The 20,618-nt window shown below is 56.2% G+C and carries 21 protein-coding genes; 16 read left to right on the top strand and 5 right to left on the bottom strand.

Annotation, left to right across the window (positions count from 1 at the left end; translation table 11 throughout):
• The first annotated feature begins 51 nt into the window (after positions 1-51).
• The 13 genes from D7M11_RS31330 to D7M11_RS37575 all read left to right on the top strand — a co-directional run bounded on the left by D7M11_RS31330 (position 52) and on the right by D7M11_RS37575 (position 13,590).
• Positions 52-2,418 carry an endonuclease MutS2 gene (locus D7M11_RS31330; protein ID WP_120751225.1) on the top strand — a complete coding sequence of 789 codons (2,367 nt, stop codon included), beginning with the start codon at positions 52-54 and terminating at the stop codon, positions 2,416-2,418.
• 175 nt (positions 2,419-2,593) lie between these two features.
• A complete protein-coding gene (locus D7M11_RS31325) occupies positions 2,594-3,262 on the top strand; it encodes a tetratricopeptide repeat protein (RefSeq protein ID WP_120751224.1) in 669 nt (222 codons plus the stop codon).
• A gap of 129 nt (positions 3,263-3,391) precedes the next feature.
• The gene (locus D7M11_RS31320) at positions 3,392-4,084 is read left to right on the top strand and encodes a PspA/IM30 family protein (RefSeq protein WP_120751223.1); all 693 of its coding nucleotides are present in this window, start codon (positions 3,392-3,394) and stop codon (positions 4,082-4,084) included.
• A 137-nt stretch (positions 4,085-4,221) separates the two neighbouring features.
• Positions 4,222-4,641: a DUF350 domain-containing protein gene (locus D7M11_RS31315; protein ID WP_120751222.1), complete on the top strand. Its 420-nt coding sequence runs from the start codon at positions 4,222-4,224 to the stop codon at positions 4,639-4,641.
• 101 nt (positions 4,642-4,742) lie between these two features.
• The gene (locus tag D7M11_RS31310; RefSeq protein ID WP_120751221.1) at positions 4,743-5,222 is read left to right on the top strand and encodes a hypothetical protein; all 480 of its coding nucleotides are present in this window, start codon (positions 4,743-4,745) and stop codon (positions 5,220-5,222) included.
• A 157-nt stretch (positions 5,223-5,379) separates the two neighbouring features.
• Positions 5,380-6,717: an MFS transporter gene (locus D7M11_RS31305; protein WP_120751220.1), complete on the top strand. Its 1,338-nt coding sequence runs from the start codon at positions 5,380-5,382 to the stop codon at positions 6,715-6,717.
• Positions 6,718-6,777: 60 nt separating this feature from the next.
• Positions 6,778-7,710 carry a cysteine synthase A gene (cysK, locus tag D7M11_RS31300; protein ID WP_120751219.1) on the top strand — a complete coding sequence of 311 codons (933 nt, stop codon included), beginning with the start codon at positions 6,778-6,780 and terminating at the stop codon, positions 7,708-7,710.
• 234 nt (positions 7,711-7,944) lie between these two features.
• Positions 7,945-8,715 (top strand): IclR family transcriptional regulator, encoded by a 771-nt coding sequence (locus D7M11_RS31295; protein WP_240041393.1) that lies wholly within the window; start codon positions 7,945-7,947, stop codon positions 8,713-8,715.
• A gap of 137 nt (positions 8,716-8,852) precedes the next feature.
• Positions 8,853-9,176: an ArsR/SmtB family transcription factor gene (locus tag D7M11_RS31290; protein ID WP_120751218.1), complete on the top strand. Its 324-nt coding sequence runs from the start codon at positions 8,853-8,855 to the stop codon at positions 9,174-9,176.
• Positions 9,177-9,269: 93 nt separating this feature from the next.
• Positions 9,270-10,292 (top strand): NADP-dependent oxidoreductase, encoded by a 1,023-nt coding sequence (locus tag D7M11_RS31285; protein ID WP_120751217.1) that lies wholly within the window; start codon positions 9,270-9,272, stop codon positions 10,290-10,292.
• Positions 10,293-10,490: 198 nt separating this feature from the next.
• Positions 10,491-11,237, top strand: a complete 747-nt coding sequence (locus D7M11_RS31280) for an SDR family NAD(P)-dependent oxidoreductase (protein ID WP_158606943.1) — start codon at positions 10,491-10,493, stop codon at positions 11,235-11,237.
• Entirely contained in the window at positions 11,234-12,016 is a 783-nt protein-coding gene (locus tag D7M11_RS31275) for a creatininase family protein (protein ID WP_120751215.1), read from the top strand. The genes D7M11_RS31280 and D7M11_RS31275 overlap by 4 nt, the downstream gene beginning before the upstream one ends.
• Entirely contained in the window at positions 12,013-13,590 is a 1,578-nt protein-coding gene (locus D7M11_RS37575; protein WP_240041392.1) for a RidA family protein, read from the top strand. The genes D7M11_RS31275 and D7M11_RS37575 overlap by 4 nt, the downstream gene beginning before the upstream one ends.
• A 102-nt stretch (positions 13,591-13,692) precedes the next feature.
• On the opposite strand, the gene D7M11_RS31260 is transcribed toward D7M11_RS37575, so the two are convergent.
• The gene (locus D7M11_RS31260; RefSeq protein ID WP_120751214.1) at positions 13,693-14,487 is read right to left on the bottom strand and encodes a helix-turn-helix domain-containing protein; all 795 of its coding nucleotides are present in this window, start codon (positions 14,485-14,487) and stop codon (positions 13,693-13,695) included.
• Between the two features lie 130 nt (positions 14,488-14,617).
• On the opposite strand from D7M11_RS31260, the gene D7M11_RS31255 reads away from it, so the two are divergent.
• Positions 14,618-15,694: a Gfo/Idh/MocA family protein gene (locus D7M11_RS31255; RefSeq protein ID WP_120751213.1), complete on the top strand. Its 1,077-nt coding sequence runs from the start codon at positions 14,618-14,620 to the stop codon at positions 15,692-15,694.
• Between the two features lie 130 nt (positions 15,695-15,824).
• On the opposite strand, the gene D7M11_RS31250 is transcribed toward D7M11_RS31255, so the two are convergent.
• On the bottom strand, positions 15,825-16,706 hold the full coding sequence (locus D7M11_RS31250; protein ID WP_120751212.1) for a pentapeptide repeat-containing protein: 882 nt from the start codon (positions 16,704-16,706) through the stop codon (positions 15,825-15,827).
• A 322-nt stretch (positions 16,707-17,028) separates the two neighbouring features.
• Positions 17,029-17,595, bottom strand: a complete 567-nt coding sequence (locus D7M11_RS31245; protein ID WP_120751211.1) for a hypothetical protein — start codon at positions 17,593-17,595, stop codon at positions 17,029-17,031.
• A 200-nt stretch (positions 17,596-17,795) separates the two neighbouring features.
• Between D7M11_RS31245 and D7M11_RS31240 the strand changes: the two genes are divergently transcribed.
• Both D7M11_RS31240 and D7M11_RS31235 read left to right on the top strand, forming a co-directional pair.
• Positions 17,796-18,560 (top strand): sugar phosphate isomerase/epimerase family protein, encoded by a 765-nt coding sequence (locus D7M11_RS31240; protein WP_120751210.1) that lies wholly within the window; start codon positions 17,796-17,798, stop codon positions 18,558-18,560.
• A 96-nt stretch (positions 18,561-18,656) separates the two neighbouring features.
• Positions 18,657-19,163, top strand: coding sequence for a DinB family protein (locus D7M11_RS31235; protein WP_120751209.1), 507 nt, complete (start codon positions 18,657-18,659; stop codon positions 19,161-19,163).
• A 21-nt stretch (positions 19,164-19,184) separates the two neighbouring features.
• On the opposite strand, the gene D7M11_RS31230 is transcribed toward D7M11_RS31235, so the two are convergent.
• Together D7M11_RS31230 and D7M11_RS31225 are read right to left on the bottom strand one after the other, a co-directional pair.
• The gene (locus tag D7M11_RS31230; RefSeq protein WP_120751265.1) at positions 19,185-19,916 is read right to left on the bottom strand and encodes an AAA family ATPase; all 732 of its coding nucleotides are present in this window, start codon (positions 19,914-19,916) and stop codon (positions 19,185-19,187) included.
• 158 nt (positions 19,917-20,074) lie between these two features.
• Positions 20,075-20,254 carry an H-type small acid-soluble spore protein gene (locus tag D7M11_RS31225; RefSeq protein ID WP_120751208.1) on the bottom strand — a complete coding sequence of 60 codons (180 nt, stop codon included), beginning with the start codon at positions 20,252-20,254 and terminating at the stop codon, positions 20,075-20,077.
• Between the last annotated feature and the right edge of the window lie 364 nt (positions 20,255-20,618).

The following is a 20,618-nucleotide window of genomic DNA, read 5'->3' as shown; positions in this document are numbered from 1 at the left end:
CTCGCAAAGCATTCCACTTTGCGGGGAAATATGGAAGGAGTTTGACTGGCATTGAATCCGAAAGTGTTGACAACACTTGAATACCATAAAATACGGCTTCGCCTTGCGGAGCATGCAGCTACATCGCTAGGCAAGGCAAAAGCTGAATCAGTCCAGCCCAGCTTGGACTTTGCAGAAGTAAAACAGCTGCTTCAGGCAACGGATGAAGCGTTCAAAGTAGACCGGCTAAAAGGCGGCGCTCCGTTCGGAGGCATTCGCGACGTGCGGCAGGCAATTGCCCGGGCAAGGATCGGCAGCACGCTTGGACCGGCCGATCTGCTGGACATTGCGCTCACGATCGGCGGCGGCCGCAAGCTGAAGCGGTTTTTGCTGACGATGCACGAGAACGAGCCGATTCCGCTGCTGGCCCAGGCAACCGAGCCGATTAGCGAAAATCGCGAAGTGGAAGAGAAGATTAAGTCCTGTATCGACGAACAGGCAGACATCCTCGACAGCGCCAGTCCCGAGCTCGCGCGTATTCGCCAAGAGCTGCGGACGAGCGAATCGCGCGCCCGCGACAAGCTGGAGCAGATGATCCGCACGCCTTCGATTCAGAAGATGCTGCAAGACTCGCTTATTACGATTCGCGGCGACCGGTATGTCATTCCGGTCAAACAGGAATACCGCGCCAGCTTCGGCGGCATGATCCACGATCAGTCGGCATCCGGAGCGACGCTGTTTATCGAGCCGGAAGCGGTTGTTACATTGAACAACAAGCTGCGCGAGCTGAAGATGAGGGAAGAGCGCGAGATCGAGAAAATTCTTATTATGCTGTCCGGCTTCGTAGCCGAAGCGGCGGAGGATCTGAGCCTATCGGTCGAAGCGCTCGGCGAGCTAGATTTTATTTTTGCCCGAAGCGGGCTTGCCCGAGTGCTGAAGGCGACGCTGCCGATCATGAACGATCGCGGTTTCCTGAAGCTGAAGAAAGGACGTCATCCGCTGCTGAATCCGGCGGCGGTCGTGCCGCTCGATGTCGAGCTCGGCAATCAATTTTCGACGATTATCGTTACCGGACCGAATACGGGCGGCAAGACGGTGTCGCTCAAAACAGTCGGGCTGCTCAGTCTGATGGCGATGTCGGGGCTGTTCATTCCGGCCGAGGAAGGCAGCCAGATGTGCGTGTTCGATGCGATCTATGCCGATATCGGGGACGAGCAGAGCATCGAGCAAAGCTTAAGTACGTTTTCGAGCCATATGACCAATATTATTTCCATACTGAAAGGAATGACTCCGAAAAGTCTTGTGCTGCTCGACGAGCTTGGAGCGGGAACGGACCCTGCGGAGGGCTCGGCGCTGGCGATTGCCATGCTCGAATACATTCATCAGTTCGGCTGCCGCGTCATCGCTACGACTCACTTCAGCGAGCTGAAGGCGTATGCGTTTGAACGCAAGGGCGTCATTAACGCAAGTATGGAATTTAACGTTCAAACGCTTAGCCCGACGTATCGGCTGCTTGTCGGTGTGCCCGGTCGAAGCAACGCCTTCGCGATAGCGGAGCGGCTCGGGCTGCCGAGGCCGATTCTCGAGATGGCGCGCGGCCACGTCGACGAGGACGACAAGCGCGTCGAGACGATGATCGCCTCGCTGGAGGCGAACCGGGCGACGAGCGAGGACGAGCGCAAGAAGGCCGAGCAGCAGCGCGCCGAAGCGGAGCGGGTTCGCAGCCAGCTCGAAGACGAGCGCGAGAAGTTCCGCGAACAGCGCGACAAGCTGCTCGCCAAGGCGGAGCAGGAGGCGAAGGCGGCGGTAGCCAATGCCCGCCGAGAGGCCGACGAAGTGATACGCGAGCTGCGCCGGCTCGCGCTGGAGGAGCGGGGCGCGGTCAAGGAGCATAAGCTGATCGACGCGAAGCGCAGGCTGGACCAGGCGGCGCCGGAGCTGCGGGATAAGCGCGACGCGGTGAAGACGGCGAAGAAAAAGGCCGACGTCATTGGCGTCGGGGATGAGGTGCGCGTCGTCTCGCTAGGTCAGAAAGGTCACATCGTGGAAATGGCGGGCGAAAGCGAAGCGACGGTACAGCTCGGCATTTTGAAAATGAAGGTGAACAAAGCCGATCTGGAGCTCATCAAGCAAGCTCCGGCCGTGAAGCCTGTGCAGCCGGTATCGGCCAGCGTCAAACGGAGCCGGGACGAGAACGTCCGCACCGAGCTCGATTTGCGCGGCAGCAATCTGGAAGAGGCGATGATCGAGACGGACCGCTTTCTGGACGAAAGCTTCCTGAACGGGTTCGGGCAAGTGTACGTCATTCACGGCAAAGGAACGGGCGTGCTGCGTACCGGGCTGCAGGACTACTTCAAGCGTCATAAGCATGTGAAAAGCTACCGGCTCGGCAATTACGGCGAGGGCGGAGCAGGCGTTACTGTCGTCGAGCTGAAGTAAGCGGCGGCGCGTTGGGACATACGAAAAAAAGAAGGTTCGGGCGGCCGTTTGATCGCGCGAGCCTTCTTTTCTGTCTCTCTTATTTGGCTATTTCTGCATATTTGTCGCGTCTTTCGCCGAAAGATGGTATATGAGGCGGCCTTACGTATGGTAAAATGAAAGGGGAGGTGGCGAGATGAGCAAGTTTTTTTTGTTCGCTCTTATATGGTGGCTTGTCGGCAATCCGTTTCTCGCCTTAATCGTCTTGCTCGCGCTGCTTTATTTGCTGGATCGCAGGTTTATCGGGCTGTCGCCCAGTCTGCTGAAGCCGCTTAGGCGCAGCCGGAGACTGTCGCAGTTGAACCGCGAGCTAGCGCTCGCCCCGCATCACGCCGCGAACAAGCTGGAGGCTGCCAGGCTTTATATAGAGAAGCGGAAATACGGCGAAGCGCTCCCGCTGCTGGAACAAGTTAACGGCGTCTACGATTCCGCCGACGTTTTGTACGAGATTGGCTTATGCCGGTTGAAGCTGGGGGAATTGGAGGAAGGCAGGCGGATTATTCTGCACAGCCTCGAGCTGAATCCCCGCGTGAAATACGGCGAGCCGTATTTGCGGCTGGCCGAAGCGTTAGCTGATTCGTCGCCGGATGAATCGATCGGGTATCTGGAGCAGTTGCAGCATATCAACTTCTCGTCGTGCGAGGCCGGTTACCGGCTCGGACGCCTGTACGACAAGCTTGGCAAAGGCGCGGAAGCGAAGCGAGCCTACGGCGAGACGCTGCACATTTACCGCGGCCTGCCTCGTTATAAACGGAAAGAAGAACGCAGATGGGCGATTTTGTCGAAATGGCGTCAACTTTTTTAGAAAATCGAATTCGATTTTGAAACTTCCTCGGGCCGTCTGCGTATGAAATGAGTGTGAACACAAGGTTATAAAACCGCTGGGCCAACGGATGAAGCAAATGATTCCATAAATATGAGGAGGAATTTTACAATGGGAATTTTCAAAAGACTGCGTGACCTGACGATGGCATCGATCAACGATTTGCTGGATAAAGCGGAAGATCCGGTAAAAATGCTGAACCAGTTTTTGCGCGATATGGAAGAAGATATTATGGAAGCCGAATCTGCAGTAGCGAAGCAAATCGCGATCGAGAAAAAGTTCAAGCAGCAAGCTGAAGAAGCCGAAGATATGGTTAACCGCCGCGGCGAGCAAGCGATGAAGGCGCTCGAGCAAGGCAATGAGGAACTGGCCCGCAAGGCGCTTCAGGATAAGAAAGAGCATCAAGCCCGCTATGACGAGTTCAAGCGCCAATATGACATCGCCAAGACGAATGCCGATCAGCTTCGCTCCCAGCTTAGCGAGATGAAAGACGAATTCAGCAAAATGAAAAACAAAAAAGATTTGCTCATTGCCCGCGCCGAGTCGGCTAAAGCGCAAAAGCAAATCAACCAGGCGATGAGCGGCTTCGGTACGGACAATGCGGCGAAAGGCTTCGACCGGATGACCGAGAAAGTGCTGCAGATGGAAGCCGAAGCGGAAGCCAGCAAAGAAATGCGCGGCTCGAACCGCTCGCTCGACGATGAGCTGGACGCTCTTGACAAAGGCGGCAGCGCTGTGGACGACGAACTCGCTATAATGAAAGCTCAACTGGCCGCCAAAAATGCCAAGAAGCAAGAACTGTAATCAAGCATAGGCTGACTTAAGCGGCATGGCAACAAAAGAGACTGGGAATGTTTACGCGAAAATCGGCTGCGAAGCCGATTTTCGCCATGTCCCCGAGTCTCTTTCAGCCATTTTTTCGGAAAGGCGGCTGAACTTAGATGAACGAAGAGGTGGATGTGTTGCTCAGCAACCCGTATTTGGAAACGCTCGCTTTTTTCTCGATCGCCATTTTGGCGCTGGTCGTTTTTTTGGCCATCTTCGAATTTGTGACAAAGTATAATGACTGGGCCGAGATCAAGAAGGGCAACGTATCGGTAGCGATGGCGACAGGAGGAAAAATATTCGGGATTTGCAATATTTTTCGCTTCGCCATTTTGAACAACGATACGGTTCTGCATTCGATCATTTGGGCAAGCTTTGGTTTCGTGCTGCTGCTTGTCGCCTACTTCATCTTCGAATTTTTGACTCCGGTCTTCAAAATTGACGAGGAAATTCAGAAGGATAACAAAGCGGTCGGCTTGCTGTCGATGATTATATCCATCTCGATTTCGTACGTTGTCGGAGCGAGCGTGACCTGAGTATGAAATATTTATGGGGAACGCTTCTGATCGTCTCGCTTGCGTTTCTAGCCGTAGGCGTATATTATTTCGTTAAACACGCCTGATGGGAGAAAAAATCGATGAGTGATAATCATTCGGCCGCGGTTTGTCCGTGGTGTCAGACGGAAATTGTTTGGGACGAGGAAGTTGGTCCGGAAGAAACATGTCCCCACTGCTTTAACGAGTTGAACGATTACCGCAGCTTGCATGTACATCTGGACGGAGACGAGCTGGAGCTTACGGATGACGAGAACGACGAATTGACGGAGCTGAACGGCTACGAGCTGGCCGTCAAGAAGCGGCTGGAGCAGCAGGAGGACGTCATGGAGTGCGCCCGCTGTCAGGACGAGATGGTGATGGCCGGCACTATGAACGTAGGGGAGGACAGGTTCGTTCCGTTCCAACCGAGCGAGAGCGCGCCAACCTTTTTAACGCCGCCCTTCAAGCTGAACGTGTTCGTGTGTCCGTCCTGCTTCGGAGTGGCGCATTCGTTGTCCGATGACGACCGGTTTCGTCTCGTCAGCGAACTGTCCAAAGAGGATCGCGAGAAACGCGGCTGAGCATAAGCATGGCGATTTGCTTCATTTTGAAGCAGGTCGTCTTTTTTTGTTCTTGCAGGCTCATCATGGTATCGAAAATAATGCCGGGGTAGAAGCGTACGCTTTGGGGTACGTTATAGAAAGCCGTGGCGGCAAACTAAACATACAGGTGAGGCTCATGCAGCGGAATACGGATCGTAACGGAGAAGCGGCCGTCCGGGAGAAGTCGTCCGGACTGACGGGACTATTCGTTGGGACGGAGGAGCGGGAGAACCTTTTCCGCGAACGTGAGGCCGGCAGAAGGTCGAAGGCGCGATTTGACGCGCAAACGTGGCTGTTGTTGATCGTGAACGGTTTGTTCGCAGCCGCGAGCGCGTTATCCGGCACGTTCGTGAACGTGTATTTGTGGAAGGCCAAAAGCGACTTCGCCTTGATCGGCTGGTTCGCCTTCGCCAATCAGGTGACGATGGCTCTAACGTTCTGGCTCGCGGGCAAATGGGTGAAGGAACATAACAAAATGAACAGCCTGCGGCTCGGTATCGCGATTGCCGCCTTATTTTATTCGCTTGTGCTGCTGCTTCAGCAGCAGGCGGTTTCATATGTGTGGCTGCTCGGTTTCGTGATGGGGCTGTCGTCGGGCTTTTTCTGGCTGGCGTTTAATGTCGTTTACTTCGAAATTACATCGCGGGACAATCGCGATCGTTTCAACGGCTGGGCGGGATTGCTCGGCTCCGGGGCGGGCATGATCGCGCCGTGGGTATCCGGTTTTCTCATTACGCATATGCCCGGCACGAATGGATACCGGCTGATTTTTGCCATATCGCTTGCCATTTTCGTTGTCGGGGTGATCGTCAGCTTTTTCCTGAAGAAGCGCGAGGTAACCGGCACCTACGAATGGGACCATACCCTCCGCATCTTGAAGCAAGCGGGCAGCCCTTGGAGAAGGGTAAGCCTTGCCTTGATCGCACAAGGCATTCGCGAAGGCGTGTTCGGCTTCATGATCGGCCTTATGGTTTATATCGCTACGCAAAACGAAATGCGTCTCGGCAACTTCTCGCTCATTACGTCCGCCGTTGCGCTCGTGAGCTTCTATATGGTTGGGAAATGGCTGAAGCCAGTCTACCGTCAGAAAGGCATGCTCGTCGGCGTGACGATGATGATGGCGGTCATTCTCCCTTTCTTCTGGCAGGTCAGCTATACGACACTGCTCGTATTCGGCATCGGCATCGCCCTGTTCATCCCGCTGTATTCGATCCCGATGACCTCCTCCGTATTCGATATGATCGGGCGAGACCGGGAAAGCGCCGAGCATCGGGTCGAATATGTCGTGATGCGCGAGCTTGCGCTTAACATCGGAAGGATGCTGGGCACGATCGTATTCATCTTGGTCGTCTCGTGGACGACGGCTCCGTCGGCCATCAACTGGCTGCTGCTCGGAATCGGAAGCTCCCCGCTGCTCGCCTGGGCGCTTATGCGCGGCCGACTGCATACCGTGCAATCCGACAAATTCCGATAACAATACAATGGATTTATGCTATACTGGTAGTATACTTCATGGCAGGGGAGCGTACTACGTATGAGCAAGAAGATGGTGCAGAGCGTTACGGAGCTGATCGGCGATACGCCGGCTGTCCGGATCAACCGGCTCGTCGGGCCGGATGACGCCGAGGTGTACGTCAAGCTGGAATATTTCAATCCGAGCCGCAGTGTGAAGGACCGTGCGGCCTTTAATCTGATCGAGCAAGCCGAGAAGGACGGCAAGCTGCAGCCGGGGGCGACGATTATCGAGCCTACGAGCGGCAATACCGGCATCGGACTCGCTATGAATGCAGCGGCGAAAGGCTATCGCGCCATTCTCGTCATGCCGGACAATATGTCCAAGGAACGGATCAATATCTTGAAGGCTTACGGTGCCGAAGTCGTGCTGACGCCGGCGGCGCAGCGGATGCCGGGAGCGATCAGCAAAGCGCTCGAGCTGCGGGAGCAAATTCCGGGCAGCTTCATCCCGCAGCAGTTCGAGAATCCGGCCAACCCGGACATTCACCGCATCACGACGGCGTTGGAAATAATCGAGCAGACGGAAGGCCGGCTGGACGCCTTCGTCGCCTCCTCCGGCACGGGCGGAACGATTACGGGCACCGGCGAGGTGCTGCGCGAGCATCTGCCGAATATCGAGATTTATGTCGTCGAGCCGAAAGGGTCGCCGGTGCTGTCGGGCGGACAGCCGGGGCCTCATAAGCTGGTCGGGACGAGCCCGGGCTTTATCCCGAAAATTTTGAATACGGACATTTATGACGAAATCGTTCAGGTCGCCGACGAAGATGCGATTCGCACCACGCAGCAGCTCGCTGCGCTTGAGGGCATACTGGTCGGACCGAGCGCAGGCGCTACGGTTTGGACGGCGCTACAGGTGGCCCGCCGGCTTGGCAAAGGCAAGCGGGTGCTCTGCATCGCGCCGGATACGGGCGAGCGGTACTTGAGCATGGGCATTTTCGGCGAGCAGGTGTAAGCTAGACAACCCCACAAAGTAGGGCGTAGGCAAAACCATTGTCGGGGGCCCCCGAAACTTAAAGAGGAAGCTTCGAACGAGTTCGCGGGGATCGCGGCTCTGCTCCGGCGGCTTCCTCTTTTTGTCCATTTGGCATAGAGCCGTTCCATTTCATCCAACTTCCGCTTGCATCCCGCCGCAAACTCTAATAGACTTATTCATATATGTGAAACTACTTCGGAAGGTAAGTGGAAAGTGGAGAACAAGACGCATAAAGTGAAGTCGGCGGACCGAGTGCTCGACATCCTGGAATTGTTCGCAGGGGAGCAGGACGCCTACAGCATTACGGACATTGCAACGAGGCTCGACATGCCGGCCAGCAGCGCCTATATGCTCGTGCAGAACATGCTGTCCCGCGGTTATTTGGAAGCGGATCGTTCGGGTAAAATGTTTCACATCGGTTATAAAATTTTCGAGATTCGGACCCGTTACATGCGCAGTACGAGCTTGATCTCGGAGTTTTACCGGGTTGCGGACAAGATTGTGGACGGTTTGAACGAGACGGTTTTTCTCGGCGTGCGGGGTGGCGATCAACTGATCTACATCGCGGAGAAGCAGGTTTCGACACCGCTCCGATTCACGAACCAGTTCGGCAAGACGCTTCCTCTATATGCGAGCGCATCAGGCAAAATGTTGCTGGTCAATTGCTCTGCAGACGAGATTCGCAGCTTGTATCCATCCGGCGAGCTGAAGGGGCTTACGGCAAGCACGCTTACTTCTGTTGACCGCTTGCTGGAACAAGTGGATACCGCTCGCAAAGAAGGACTCGCGTACAATCTCGGCGAAACGGTCCATGATGTGCATTGCATCGCCGGCCCGATCTATGATTCGGAAGGTACCATCGTAGCATCGATGAGCGTATCGATACCGACCGTCCGCATATCTCCAGATGTTTGGAGCCGCGCAGCCGAATGGATTCGTCAAGGCTGCAGAGAACTCAGCTATCGCGTATATTGTCAAAATTGAGGGCGCAGCCGGCAAAGACGGGAGCGCTCATTTACAGATATGCGGTCTTGGTCTTCTTTTCCATTTGACTGAGGCCGTCTGCTGAAGCTACAATAGGTTTAAGAGATTAAACGAATGAACGAATTGAGGGGTATTCAATGAGCGGGCAAACCGAGTCTATTCTGCAGCAATTTAAAGCGTGCATCCCTCTGCTGGATGTGTTGACCGATGAAAACCGTCAAGCGATCATTATGCTGCTGGCCCAGCACAAATCGGGACTGAATGTGAACACGATAGCGAGCCAGATCCAGTTGTCCAGGCCAGCCGTCTCCCATCATTTGAAGGTGCTGAAACAGTCGGGATTTATAACATCCGAGAAGAAAAGCGTTGAAAACCATTATGTGCTGACCGTCCGCAAACCGCTCGAGCAACTAAAAGCATTAATTGCCGCCGTCGAGGCCGAGTGCGATCGGCCGTTGTGACTGCCAATAGTGTAAGGAAATTACCTGCAGTAGCTTTTTTTGCATAATTGGTTTATATGTTTAAACCAATAATCCTAATAGAGGTGATCAACGATGAAAGCCATGATTATTGAGAAATACGGAAAAGACGTTCCGCTACTGATGTCGGACCGGCCCGCGCCTTCTATCGGAGAACATGATGTGCTGGTGGAAATTCATGCAGCCAGCCTAAATCCAATCGACTTTAAAATCAAAGAAGGGAAAGTAAAGTTTCTGCTGAAATACAGCTTTCCTTTAATCCTGGGAAACGATTTTTCCGGAGTTGTCGTCCAGGTTGGCGCACGGGTACAAACCTTTAAACCAGGAGACGAAGTTTACGGCAGACCCCGTAAAAACCGGATCGGCACATTAGCCGAATATATTGCCGTTCACGAGGACGATATCTCGCTGAAGCCGCAAAATTTAAATTTTGTAGAAGCGGCGTCCGTACCGCTGGTTGGACTTACGACGTACCAGGCGTTCCACGATATTATGAACTTGCAAAATGGCCAGCGCATCTTGATCCACGCAGGCGCAGGCGGGGTAGGAACGTTCGCGATTCAGCTCGCCAAATTAATGGGTGCTTTTGTCGCCACAACGGCAAGCGATAAAGGCTATGAGCTGGTCCAATCGCTGGGGGCCGATCGGATCATTAACTATAAAAAAGAAAATTTCGAAGAGCTGCTTACCGGATACGATGCAGTGTTCGATACTTTAGGCGGTGCCGCACTGGAAAAGTCATTCCGGATCTTGAAGCCACATGGAAAAATCGTATCCGTCTCCGGGATGCCGAACGCGCGATTTGGGAAAGATCAGCAGCTGGGCTGGGTAAAAACGGCTATTTTGTCTATTGTGAGCCGCAAAATCACAACGCTTGAGAAAAAAAGCGGAACGAACTATCACTATCTTTTCATGAAACCGAGCGGGGCGCAATTGAATGTGCTTAAGAACTATATAGAAGCCGGTCATATTAAGCCCGTCATTGATCGGGTTTACGATCTGAAAGATGCCGAAGAGGCGCTTCGTTATTTGGAAGGCGGAGGTGCCAAAGGAAAGGTAGTCGTCCAAATCAAGCAATCTAAAACCTATCATATATAAAAATATTTTTCACAAACATGAATATTAGGGATTGAAAAAGAGGAGCCGTCCGGGTTACGATGAAGTCGTCAGCCGGGACCGACAGCAAAGCGGCAAGCCTCTTCTCAGATGTTCCGGCGCTGGCATATGCGAGGGGCGCGGTTCGGGGAGCCGTGGAAGGCTACGCCCGGAAGCGATCGGATGAGGAGTGTAGAGAGCATGCTTCAAGGCAAAACGATATGGGTGACCGGCGCGCTCGGACAATTGGGGCGTTCGGCCATCCCGATGTTTTTACAGCAAGGTGCGACACTGATCTGCAGCGATATTGTGCCGCTGGAACAAGTGCCGGCTATGCAGGCCTTGGCGGACGAATACGGCGATAGCCGGTTCGTATTCATTCAGGCCGATGCTGCGGACGAGGAGCAGGTGAAAGCCGTCGCGGACGAAATCGAGCGCCGGTTCGGGCGATTGGACGGCGGCTATTTTAACGCCTATAAGAACGTCTGGAAGCCGCTTCTCGACTTATCGCTGGAGGAATGGGAGGCGACGCTGAAAGGAACGCTTACGAGCGCGTTTTTATGCTGCAAATATGCGGTTCCGATCATGATCCGCACCGGCGGCGGCTCGATCGTCAATACGTCGTCCGTGCTCGGCCATGTGGTGAAAAAAGGCTGCCTCGGCTACGGAGCGGCGAAGGCCGGAGTGAATCAATTGACGAAAGTGATCGCGAGGGACTATGCCGATTACGGCATACGCGCGAACGCGCTGCTTCCGGGCGACTTTAAAGCGCCGGAAAAACTGGCCAGGCAGACGGAACATCACGTGCGCATGATTCGGGAGGAAACGTATCTGGGCCGCAGCGGAAGCTGCGACGAGATCAATCAGGTAGCGGCGTTTCTGCTGTCAGACGCCTCTTCGTACGTGACAGCGTCGCTTTATTCGGTAGACGGAGGGTTCCATATATGAAATCGATCTGGATGCATGAGCATACGCGGGAAGAAATAAGCGCCTTCGCTTCGGGAGGAGGGGCCATTCTTGTTCCGCTCGCCGCAACCGAGCAGCACGGCCCCCATCTGCCCGTTTACACGGATACATGGATCGCCGGGCATATCGCCGAGGAATCGGTTCGCGCGGCAGGCCGGGACGTTCCGGTGCTGCTCGCACCGGTACTGCCGATCGGCTGCTCGGAGCATCATCTGTCGTTCGGCGGGACGATCTCCTTGTCGCCGATGACTTATTTTGCGGTGCTGCGGGATATCGGGGAAAGTCTGGTGAAGGATGGCTTTCGCAAAATCATATTCCTGAACGGCCACGGCGGCAACGAGCCGATGATGCAGCAAGTGGCGAACGATCTAGCTGTGCGCCACCCGATCTGGACGGCGGCGGCCTCGTACTGGTCGCTCGCGCGGGAAAGCCTGCAGCGGATCGATGCGAGCGAGGTCGGCCCGGTGCCGGGCCACGCGGGCGGGTTCGAGACGTCGGCGATTATGGCGCTCGGCGACGGACTCGTCCGCACGGATCGGATCGGCGCCACGCATCCCGAGCGCGACTGGATTTTCGCCGGGCCGCCGGGGGCCTTCGTCGGCAGGCACGGCGAGCTGACCGGCTGTGACGGCTATACGGATGCGCCGGTTCGGGCTACGGCCGAGAAAGGCCGGCTTTATCTGGATACGATCGCGGAGGCGGTATCTGGCTGGATCGTCCGGACTGTGCAGGCGATGGATCGCGGGGAGGAACGGCTATGAGGAGCGGACCGGACGCAAGGACCGGGGAGCAGGCTATGCCGCAAGCAGGAGGCGGGAAGCGCAAACGGGTGGCTGCGATCGTGACCGAATACCGGTTCAACGCTCACGCGGACGTCATTCTGGGGCGGCTGCTGGGTGATTTCGACTATGCTCCGCAGCTTGAGGTCGTATCGATCTACACCGACCAAGTACCGGATAACGACATGAGCCGGGACATGGCCGCGCGCCGCGGCGTCCCGATCTGCGGGACGATCGCCGAGGCGATCAAGCTTGCCCATGCCGAAGGCGGGATCGACGGCGTTCTGATTATCGGCGAGCACGGCGATTACCCGACGAACGAGAAAGGGCAGAAGATGTATCCGCGCTGCCGGCTGCTCCGCGAAACGCTGGAGGCGCTGGACGAGCTGAATGTGCGCGTGCCGATTTTCTCCGATAAGCACTTGTCCTATGATCTGAACGAAGCGAAGTGGATGTACAACCAACTGAAGCGGCGGGCTATCCCGTTCTTGGGCGGCTCGTCCATTCCCCATACGCCCCCTGTTCCGGCGTATGATCCGGCGCAGCTTGAGACGGCGCGGGAATGGCTCGTTGTCAGCTTCTCGACCTCGATTGAAGCGTACGGTTATCACGGGCTCGAGGTGCTGCAATCGCTCGCCGAGCGGAGAAGCGGCGGGGAGACGGGCGTAAGCGCCGTATGGGCGCTGCGGGGCGCGGACGTATGGGCCGCGATGGACCGGGGAGAATGGCCCGAAGCGCTGCTGAAAAGCGCGCTGAGCGTTTATCCGGACGTTCCGGCCGTCCATCCGCGGGAGCGCGATAACGATCCGGTGCTGTTCGCCGCCGAATATGCGGACGGCAGCCGGGGTTACGTGATCCAGTTCAAGGATCTTGTCGATCAGTGGGGGTACGCGTTCCGCTCGGACGGCGGCGTTACCGCAGCGCGCTGCGACAGCGAAAAGAAGCGGCCTTTCGGCCACTTTGAGCGGCTTACTCGTATGATCGAAGCGTTCGTTATAAGCGGGCAGCCCCCTTTTCCGATGGAGCGCGTGCTGATGAGCACGGGGCTGATCGGTTACGGGATGGAGGCGCTATATGCGCACGGACGTGTCGACACTCCGCTGCTCGACATCCGCTACGGGCAGGAGCGGGACGAGTCCGTGAAGGCGGTGGATCAGGGGGAGCCAGGCGGTGAGTTGCCTGCGCCGGAGCAGGTGTTGCGGCGTCCGCCGTTCTCGATGGCTGTTCGCAGCGGATCAAGCGTCTACGTGTCCGGTCAAGGCGGTATCGATCTGACGACGAGCCGGATTGCCGGGGATGACCTCGCTACCCAATTTGAGGTCACGATGCGCAATATCGCGGATGCGCTGGCAAAGGCGGGCCTGACAACAGCCGATATCGTCCGGGCGACCGTATATTTGTCCGACCGCAGTTTGTACGGGCCTTTCAACGAGCTGTATCGGAGCTATTTCCAGCCGCCTTATCCGGCGCGGACAGTCGTTTATTGCGAGCTGAACTACGGGCTGCTGGTAGAGATCGACGTGGTGGCGACGGACGAGTCTAAAACTTATTACTGAACGAAACATATACCGCGCGCAGCTGTCTGCGCGCGGTGTGATGTATATCCGGCTGTTGGCCGACCGCGCCCAAGCCGAGAACCTGTCTCCGGAGCGATCCGGCTATGGCAAAGGCGTCCGGTTGCTGCGCTTGAATTCGCTCGGCGACAGCCCGAATCGGGCGCGAAATACCCGGCTGAAGTACGAGTAGGTTGGGAAGCCGCATGCATGGGCGATCTCTTCCAGCGTTGCATTGTCGTAAGCGATCCGATCTTTGGCCATGGCAAGCCGCACCTGCAAGGCATAGTCCATAACGGATTGGCGGAACGTTTCATGGAACAGCTGCGACGAGCGGGAGATGCCGAGACCTACCGAATCGGCGACTTCCCCCAGCGTAAATTTCCGTGAGGCGTTTTGCTCGACATACGATTTCATTTTGTACGGAATGTAACGGTTTACCGAGCCGGCTCCTCGCCTGCCGATCAGCCGCTTCACCGCGGCATATAACAGTCGCAGCAGCGCATCGAGCATAGAGGCATCGGCGTCGGCCATTTTCCGGTTCTCGTAAATGAGCGCCTTCCACAATAACACGATTTGTTCGTCCAAGCCGATGTGGACGTACCTTGGCATGCCCTCCTCCCACCAATCGTTTATCCAGGGGATCGTGCTGAACAAGTAGTAGTCTCCGCTGCGCACCGGCCCTTCAGGCTCGCTTGCCCCGATGTGCAGCACGTAGCTGTCGCCCGGCTTGCCGATCAACAGGTCTCCCGGCTTCAACGTATGCCGGTCGCCGTTCAGCGCCACCTCGCAGCAGCCTTCGGCCTGCAGGCGGAGCAGATGGGAGGCGAGCACCCGGTTGGTGTGATACGGCTTTTTGTTGATCGAGTAATTGGTCGAGATGGAGAACGGATCGTTCATTGCAATCGCTCCCGGACGAATAATCGGAAAATAAGTCAAGCGGACGGAATCTGCGTCATTCCCATCATAAATAGGGGGAATTACAATGTAAAGCAGTAACCGAACCTTATCTTAGGGAGTGAACGAAGCAATGAAAAAAGTAAAGGTGGCGATCGTCGGTCTGGGGAGCGTGGCGCAAATTATTCATTTGCCTATTCTGGAGTCCCTGTCGGACCGTTATGAAATCGTATCGGTCTGCGACGTATCCCGCAAGCTGCTGCAGGCGATCGGGGACCGTTACCGGATCCCCGATCGGTATACGGATGTGGCTGAGATGATGCGCTCTACGGATGCGGAGGCGGTTTTCGTCCTGAACAGCGACGAATACCATGCGGAATGCGCCATCTTGGCGCTGCGGCACGGGAAGCATGTGCTGATCGAGAAGCCGGTCTGCTTGTGCCCGGAAGATGCGGAAGCGATCATCCGCGCGCGGGACGAGGCGGGGAAACAGGTGATGGTGGGCTACATGAGGCGGTTTGCGCCGGCCTACACGGAAGCGGTGGAGGAGGTCCGCGCGCTGGACAAAATCAATTACGCGCGTATTCGCGCGATTATAGGACCGAACCGCTTTTTTATCGACGAGACCAGCAACGTGCTGCTGCCAGACGATATTCCGGAGGAGTTTACCCAGGACCGGGTGCGAAGAGGCCGGAGAATGACGGAGCTGGCGCTTGGCGAGTTGGCCGCCCAATATGGGTCGGTGTACCGACATATGTGCGGATTGAACAGCCACGATTTGTCGGCCATGCGCGAGCTGATCGGTTTTCCGCGACGGGTGGGGGCGGCTTCGAGCTGGAAGGGGGGCCATTATATTACCGCGCTGTTCGAATTCGACGGCTACTGGGCCACCTTCGAAACCGGCGTGGACCTCAATCGCCGGTTCGACGCCCATCTGCAAGTGTACGGGGACACAAAAGCGATTACCGTGCAATACGATACTCCGTATATTCGCCATTTGCCAACGACCAAAATCGTTGAAGAAACGGTCGGCACTTCGTTTACGCGAACGGTCGTCAGCCCGACATTCAAGGACCCGTATACGGTGGAGCTGGAATATTTTCATCAGGTCGTGACGAAAGGAATGCAGCCGAAAACGACGGTTGAGGATTCGCTGGACGACTTGCGGCTGTTCCGTATGATCGTTGATGCGCTGGTTGCCGGGAGGTAAAGCCGGTAGACTACGAAGTCGCGGTAGCCTCTCTGCAGCTATCGTAATACATCCTGTTACGATAATAGATGCCAGTGACGACGGATTGTTATGGAACGATATGGCGCAGCAACGAGCGCCCCGGAGGCTTCTAGGACGCTCCGGAAGCGGACCAATGCGCCGGGCGTGCGAGCGTGGGAGGCAGCTTCGTGCCGGCATCCCCTTTTGCTGCGTTCAGCTGAACTTGGGTGAGGAACAGGCTGCCGGTCAGGTCGGCGCTCCGAATGTCGGCGTCCCGGAAATCCGCGCCGATCAGATCGGCCCCGCGCAGGTCCGCGCTTCGCAGGTCGGCGGCGATGAGATAGGCCCCGCGCAGGTTGGCACAGCGCAGGTCGGCTCCTCTCAGCTTGGCTCCGATCAGATCGGCTCCGCGGCCATATGTTTTTCGGCGGCCCGAAGGTGCTTTTAACGTGCGTTGCGCCTCGTTCCGTACGAGTTCGCTTGTCTTCAGGAGCAGCTTGTTCACGTTGTCCCGGTGCGCGGACACATCCAGCTTCAGGATGGTGTCGGCATCCAGCAGGGTCAGCCGTTCCGTCTCTTCCAGAGCGGCCTCCAGCTCGGTCCGGATCGGACGCGCCGGGGGATACGTTAACGCCTCGGTCAAATACCAGAGCAGCTCGTGCAGCTGGCGCATGACCGGGAACACGTCGAACATCGGCTTCGCCGATTCCGGCGCCTCCCGCCAACTGATGCCGCCGAAAGTGAGGCGGGATACTTTCTGCCCGGCGCCGAAGCAATCGTATACGGTGCACCCGCGGAAGCCGATCTCTCTAAGGCTGCGGTGCACGCCGCAGCGGAAGTCGGCTTGCAGGTTCGGGCAAGGCTGGCCGGCGTCCTTGTCGGCGGCGAAGTCGGCCGAAGCCGCGTACGGCAGCGCGGTGCAGCATAAGCCGAAGCACCTCTCGCAGTCGCCCCGCAGTTCGGAGCGTTCGGCTCCCGCGGATTGGGGGTATGGGTCGTTATGCTCGCTCATTGCGAGTCCTCCTTCATTTCGGCAAGCTTACAATTCTTATATGGTAGATCGGATCGCAAAGCCCGTCAATAGTGGTCCGCGCTGCCAGAGAAAGGCAATCGTTATTCGGGGTTTTTGAGGGATGGATTACGGCCGCTGCGGAAACATTTGATCTTCCACTCGCTCTTACAATCGGATTCCTTGATCGAATGATTCCCAAGGTTGGAATCCGATTGTAAAGGCGACCGCTTCGCTGTTCCAGATGCAAATGTTCCACTCCGCTCCTTTTTATTCCCCAAATAGCGATTGCCTTGGCTCCCCGAACCCGAGCGCTCCGTCGTCATTACGATGAGCGCCTGCGCTTCCGGGTAACGAGAAACGATACGGCCGCTGCCAGCAGGACAACAACGGCGGCGATGTCGGCGGTAAGCGGTACGTTCCTTGTCGGCCCGCTCTTCCCGGGTAACGGCCCGTACCCGTTTCCGAGAGCTTGCAGATCCTCGCCTGCGGCCGTCAGCAGCTTCGTCCGACTGCAAAGGCCGGTAACGAGCTGGTCCTTGTCCGTGGAGGCGTATACGATATATTCCTTACCGACTGCAAAGGAATCATACCCGCAGCTGGCAGAGCTCGACGCCGTGTATACGTCCGTTTGCGCGAGAAGCTCCCCTTTCCATACTTTGCCGACCTCGAACGTGATTCGGACCGGGTCGGCGGAAGAGCGGATGAATCCGCGGTTCGGCCCGGCAACCCCGGTTACTTTGCCGGAGAATACGGCCGTTTTCCGGTTCAGCTCTTCTTGTACGGGTGCGGGTCCCGCGCAGGAGCATGCGCTTGCGGGCGCCGGGGCCAGGGAGAAGACAATGCCTGCCGACAGCAGGACAATTAGCATCCATACGATAGTTGTACGCATCCGATCCCTCCAATTGATTCGTCCTTTTGAATAGACGCGAGTTTACGCCAAATTGTTCCAAGCGAAAAACTTTCCTAATTAATGATGGATGCGCTCTCAGCGATGGTGTATACTCCTAGTATCGGTGCTTTGGGACCTATTGGAAATTTCCCGCTTAATTTATTTAATCATTAAAATAAATTGCCGGGAGTGTGGAGACTATGAAATTCGGCGTTTGCGCCAAAATCGATCAGGCGCCTGTCGTGCGGCAGGCCGGCTTTGATTTTATCGAATGTACGGTCGTTTCCTTGCAGGCGGAGCAAAGCGATGCCGAGGTGCGCGACGTGCTGGCGAAGTTTAGGGAAAGTCCGGTTTCGGCGGAAGCGTTTAATGTGATGCTGCCCGGCGATCTGAAGATCGTAGGCGAGCAGGTGGACGCGGACCGGATTCGCCGTTACTTGGACAAGGCACTGGAGCGGGTGAAACGGGCGGGCGGCGAGACCGTCGTGTTCGGCAGCGGAAAAGCAAGAATGGTGCCGGACGGCTTCGAGCGGGAGCGGGCGGAGGAGCAAATCGTCCGGTTTCTGGAGTGGACCGCCGACGTCGCGGACCCGCTGGATATTACGATAACAATCGAGCCGCTGAACCGGAGCGAGTGCAACATCATCAACAGTGTTCCCGAGGCGGACCGGTTCGCCCGGCTGCTGAACCGCAAGTCGATTTGCGTGCTCGCCGATTTTTATCATATGTGCCGGGACGGGGAGGCTTACGAGGGCGTGGTAGAGCATCGGGAGCTGCTCCGTCACGTTCATGTCGCAAGCGCCGGCCGCTTTGCTCCGGCTGCGGGCGAAGACGCTTTTGACGCTTTTGCGGCTAACGTCCGCAAGGCCAAGTACGACGGAAGACTGTCGATCGAATGCTCGTGGAACCGGTTTGAGGATGAGGCAGCGGCCGCTTTATCGTATTTGAGGACAGTATTTCCGTAAATGTAACCTGGCGAATCAAACTCCCCTGACAAGCAGCTGTCAGGGGAGTTGTTGTAGAATGAGAATATAACGAATCGACCACTGGGAGGCAAAACAATGACTCATTATGCGATCGAAATGTACGATTTTCACGTTTGGGCGAACGAAACGATGTTTCGGCGGTTGAAAGAGCTGCCGCCGGAGGTATACACCCAGCAGGTAAAGAGCGTATTTCCGTCCGTCTCGATCGTGATGGCCCATATTCACATGACCGATCTGAGCTGGCTGGATACGATGTCGGGGATCAACATGAGCGAAGCGATGGCCGGCACTCTAAGCATGAAAGAGCAGATCGAAGCATACGGCATAGAGGAACTGGAAGCTTCGTATGCCGCGCTCGCCGAGCGATACAAAGTCTTTTTGCGCGAGCAGCCGGACCTGGACAAGTCGATCGTGCTGGACAATCCGTACGCCGGGGTGCGGGATACGCGGCTGTCCGAGATGGTGCTGCAAGTCGTCAACCACGGCACATATCATCGCGGCAATGTGACGGCGATGCTGCGTCAGATGGGCCACGCCTCCACGATGACGGAATACGGTCTCTACTGGTATTCCAAACGGTGAGTTGCTTGTCCGTTTCTACATTCAATCGTCCTGGTCGCCGAACAGCTCGTCCAGCATTTTCCGGGGATTGTTCATAAACTGCTTCATAATGATGAAATGGTCGGTTTCCATGAGCGTTTTCGTTTCGATGCCGTCCGGCGTCAAATTGTAAATTATTGCGTCGGGATACGCCATGACGATAGGCGAGTGGGTCGAAATAATAAACTGGGAGCCGGCCTGAACGAGCTCGTGAATGCGCGCCAGCATCGCCATTTGCCGCAGCGGGGACAGGGCGGCTTCCGGCTCGTCGAGCACGTACAAGCCGTGTCCGCCGAAGCGGTGAACGAACGCGGCGAAAAACGATTCGCCGTGCGACTGCTCGTGCAGCGATTTGCCCCCGTACGAATTGCGGATCGGCGGGCCGAACGAAAACTCGTTATCCAAATCCTCGATATGGCTCGCCACGTTGTAGTAGCTCTCCGCCCGGAAGAAAAAGCCATCCCTCGGCTTCCGCATGCCGCGCACGAGCCGCACGTATTCGTGCAGTCTCGAATGGGTCGCCCGCGTCGAGAACGAAAAGTTTTTCGTCCCTCCCTCGGGATTGAACCCCCAGGCGACGGCGATCGCCTCCATCAAGGTCGACTTGCCCATGCCGTTTTCGCCGACGATGTAGGTCACCTTCGGGTGAAATTCCAGCCGCTTCAGGCTGCGGATCGCTCCGAGATGGAACGGATATTCGCGATAGGACGGGATCGCCGACCGGACAAGCTCCATATGCCGTACAAAAGGATCTATCGAATACAACGTCTTCACCTCCGCCGCAGTTTGCCTTCTCTCATTATAAACAAGCAAGCTCCGGGATGCGAAGGGGTTTTAGGCTGCCAAAACGAAACACGGAGCCGTAACGCTTGCGCGCTTTGGCCCCGATCCGGTTAATGCTCGATTAGGCTGTCTAACGATACGTTTATCTCCTGCTCCGGTTCGCCAAGCGGATAAATACGCGCCATCTCGCTCGTTTCGTCGACATGCTGAATATAAACGGGCACGCCGTCGCACGTCACGTTCGCCATGACGGGCGAAGCGGCTATTTCCGCGGCTCGCTGCTTGTTCATGTTTATTGCCTCCCTTTTCCGGTTGCGATCGGTATCAGCATTTGTCAAATCAACCCCTCTTATTCCTCTGTGCAAGTGATGCTCTACCGCAATCGGCTGGCAGCTGCGGTAAAGCCGAAAAGACGGTTATCCGGGTGGCCGGAAACCGTCTATACTTCGGTCGGTTTAGTTGATAGCGTACGTTTGGAGCTGCTATTGAAACCGAAGGCGCGCTAGCTTGAAAATAGCGTACGTTCGGGCCACTAGCGTTGCAAAGACTCTATCACACTATGTCAGGTCGTGCTGAATTGAGGAAAAATTCATTTCATTACTTTATTTTACATTAACTTTTTCCGGGAATCCGCCAAAAAGGACAACTCCAACA

The organism is Paenibacillus ginsengarvi (assembly GCF_003626695.1).
Taxonomy (GTDB): domain Bacteria; phylum Bacillota; class Bacilli; order Paenibacillales; family NBRC-103111; genus Paenibacillus_AB; species Paenibacillus_AB ginsengarvi.
This window is presented reverse-complemented; position numbering and strand designations above follow the sequence as displayed.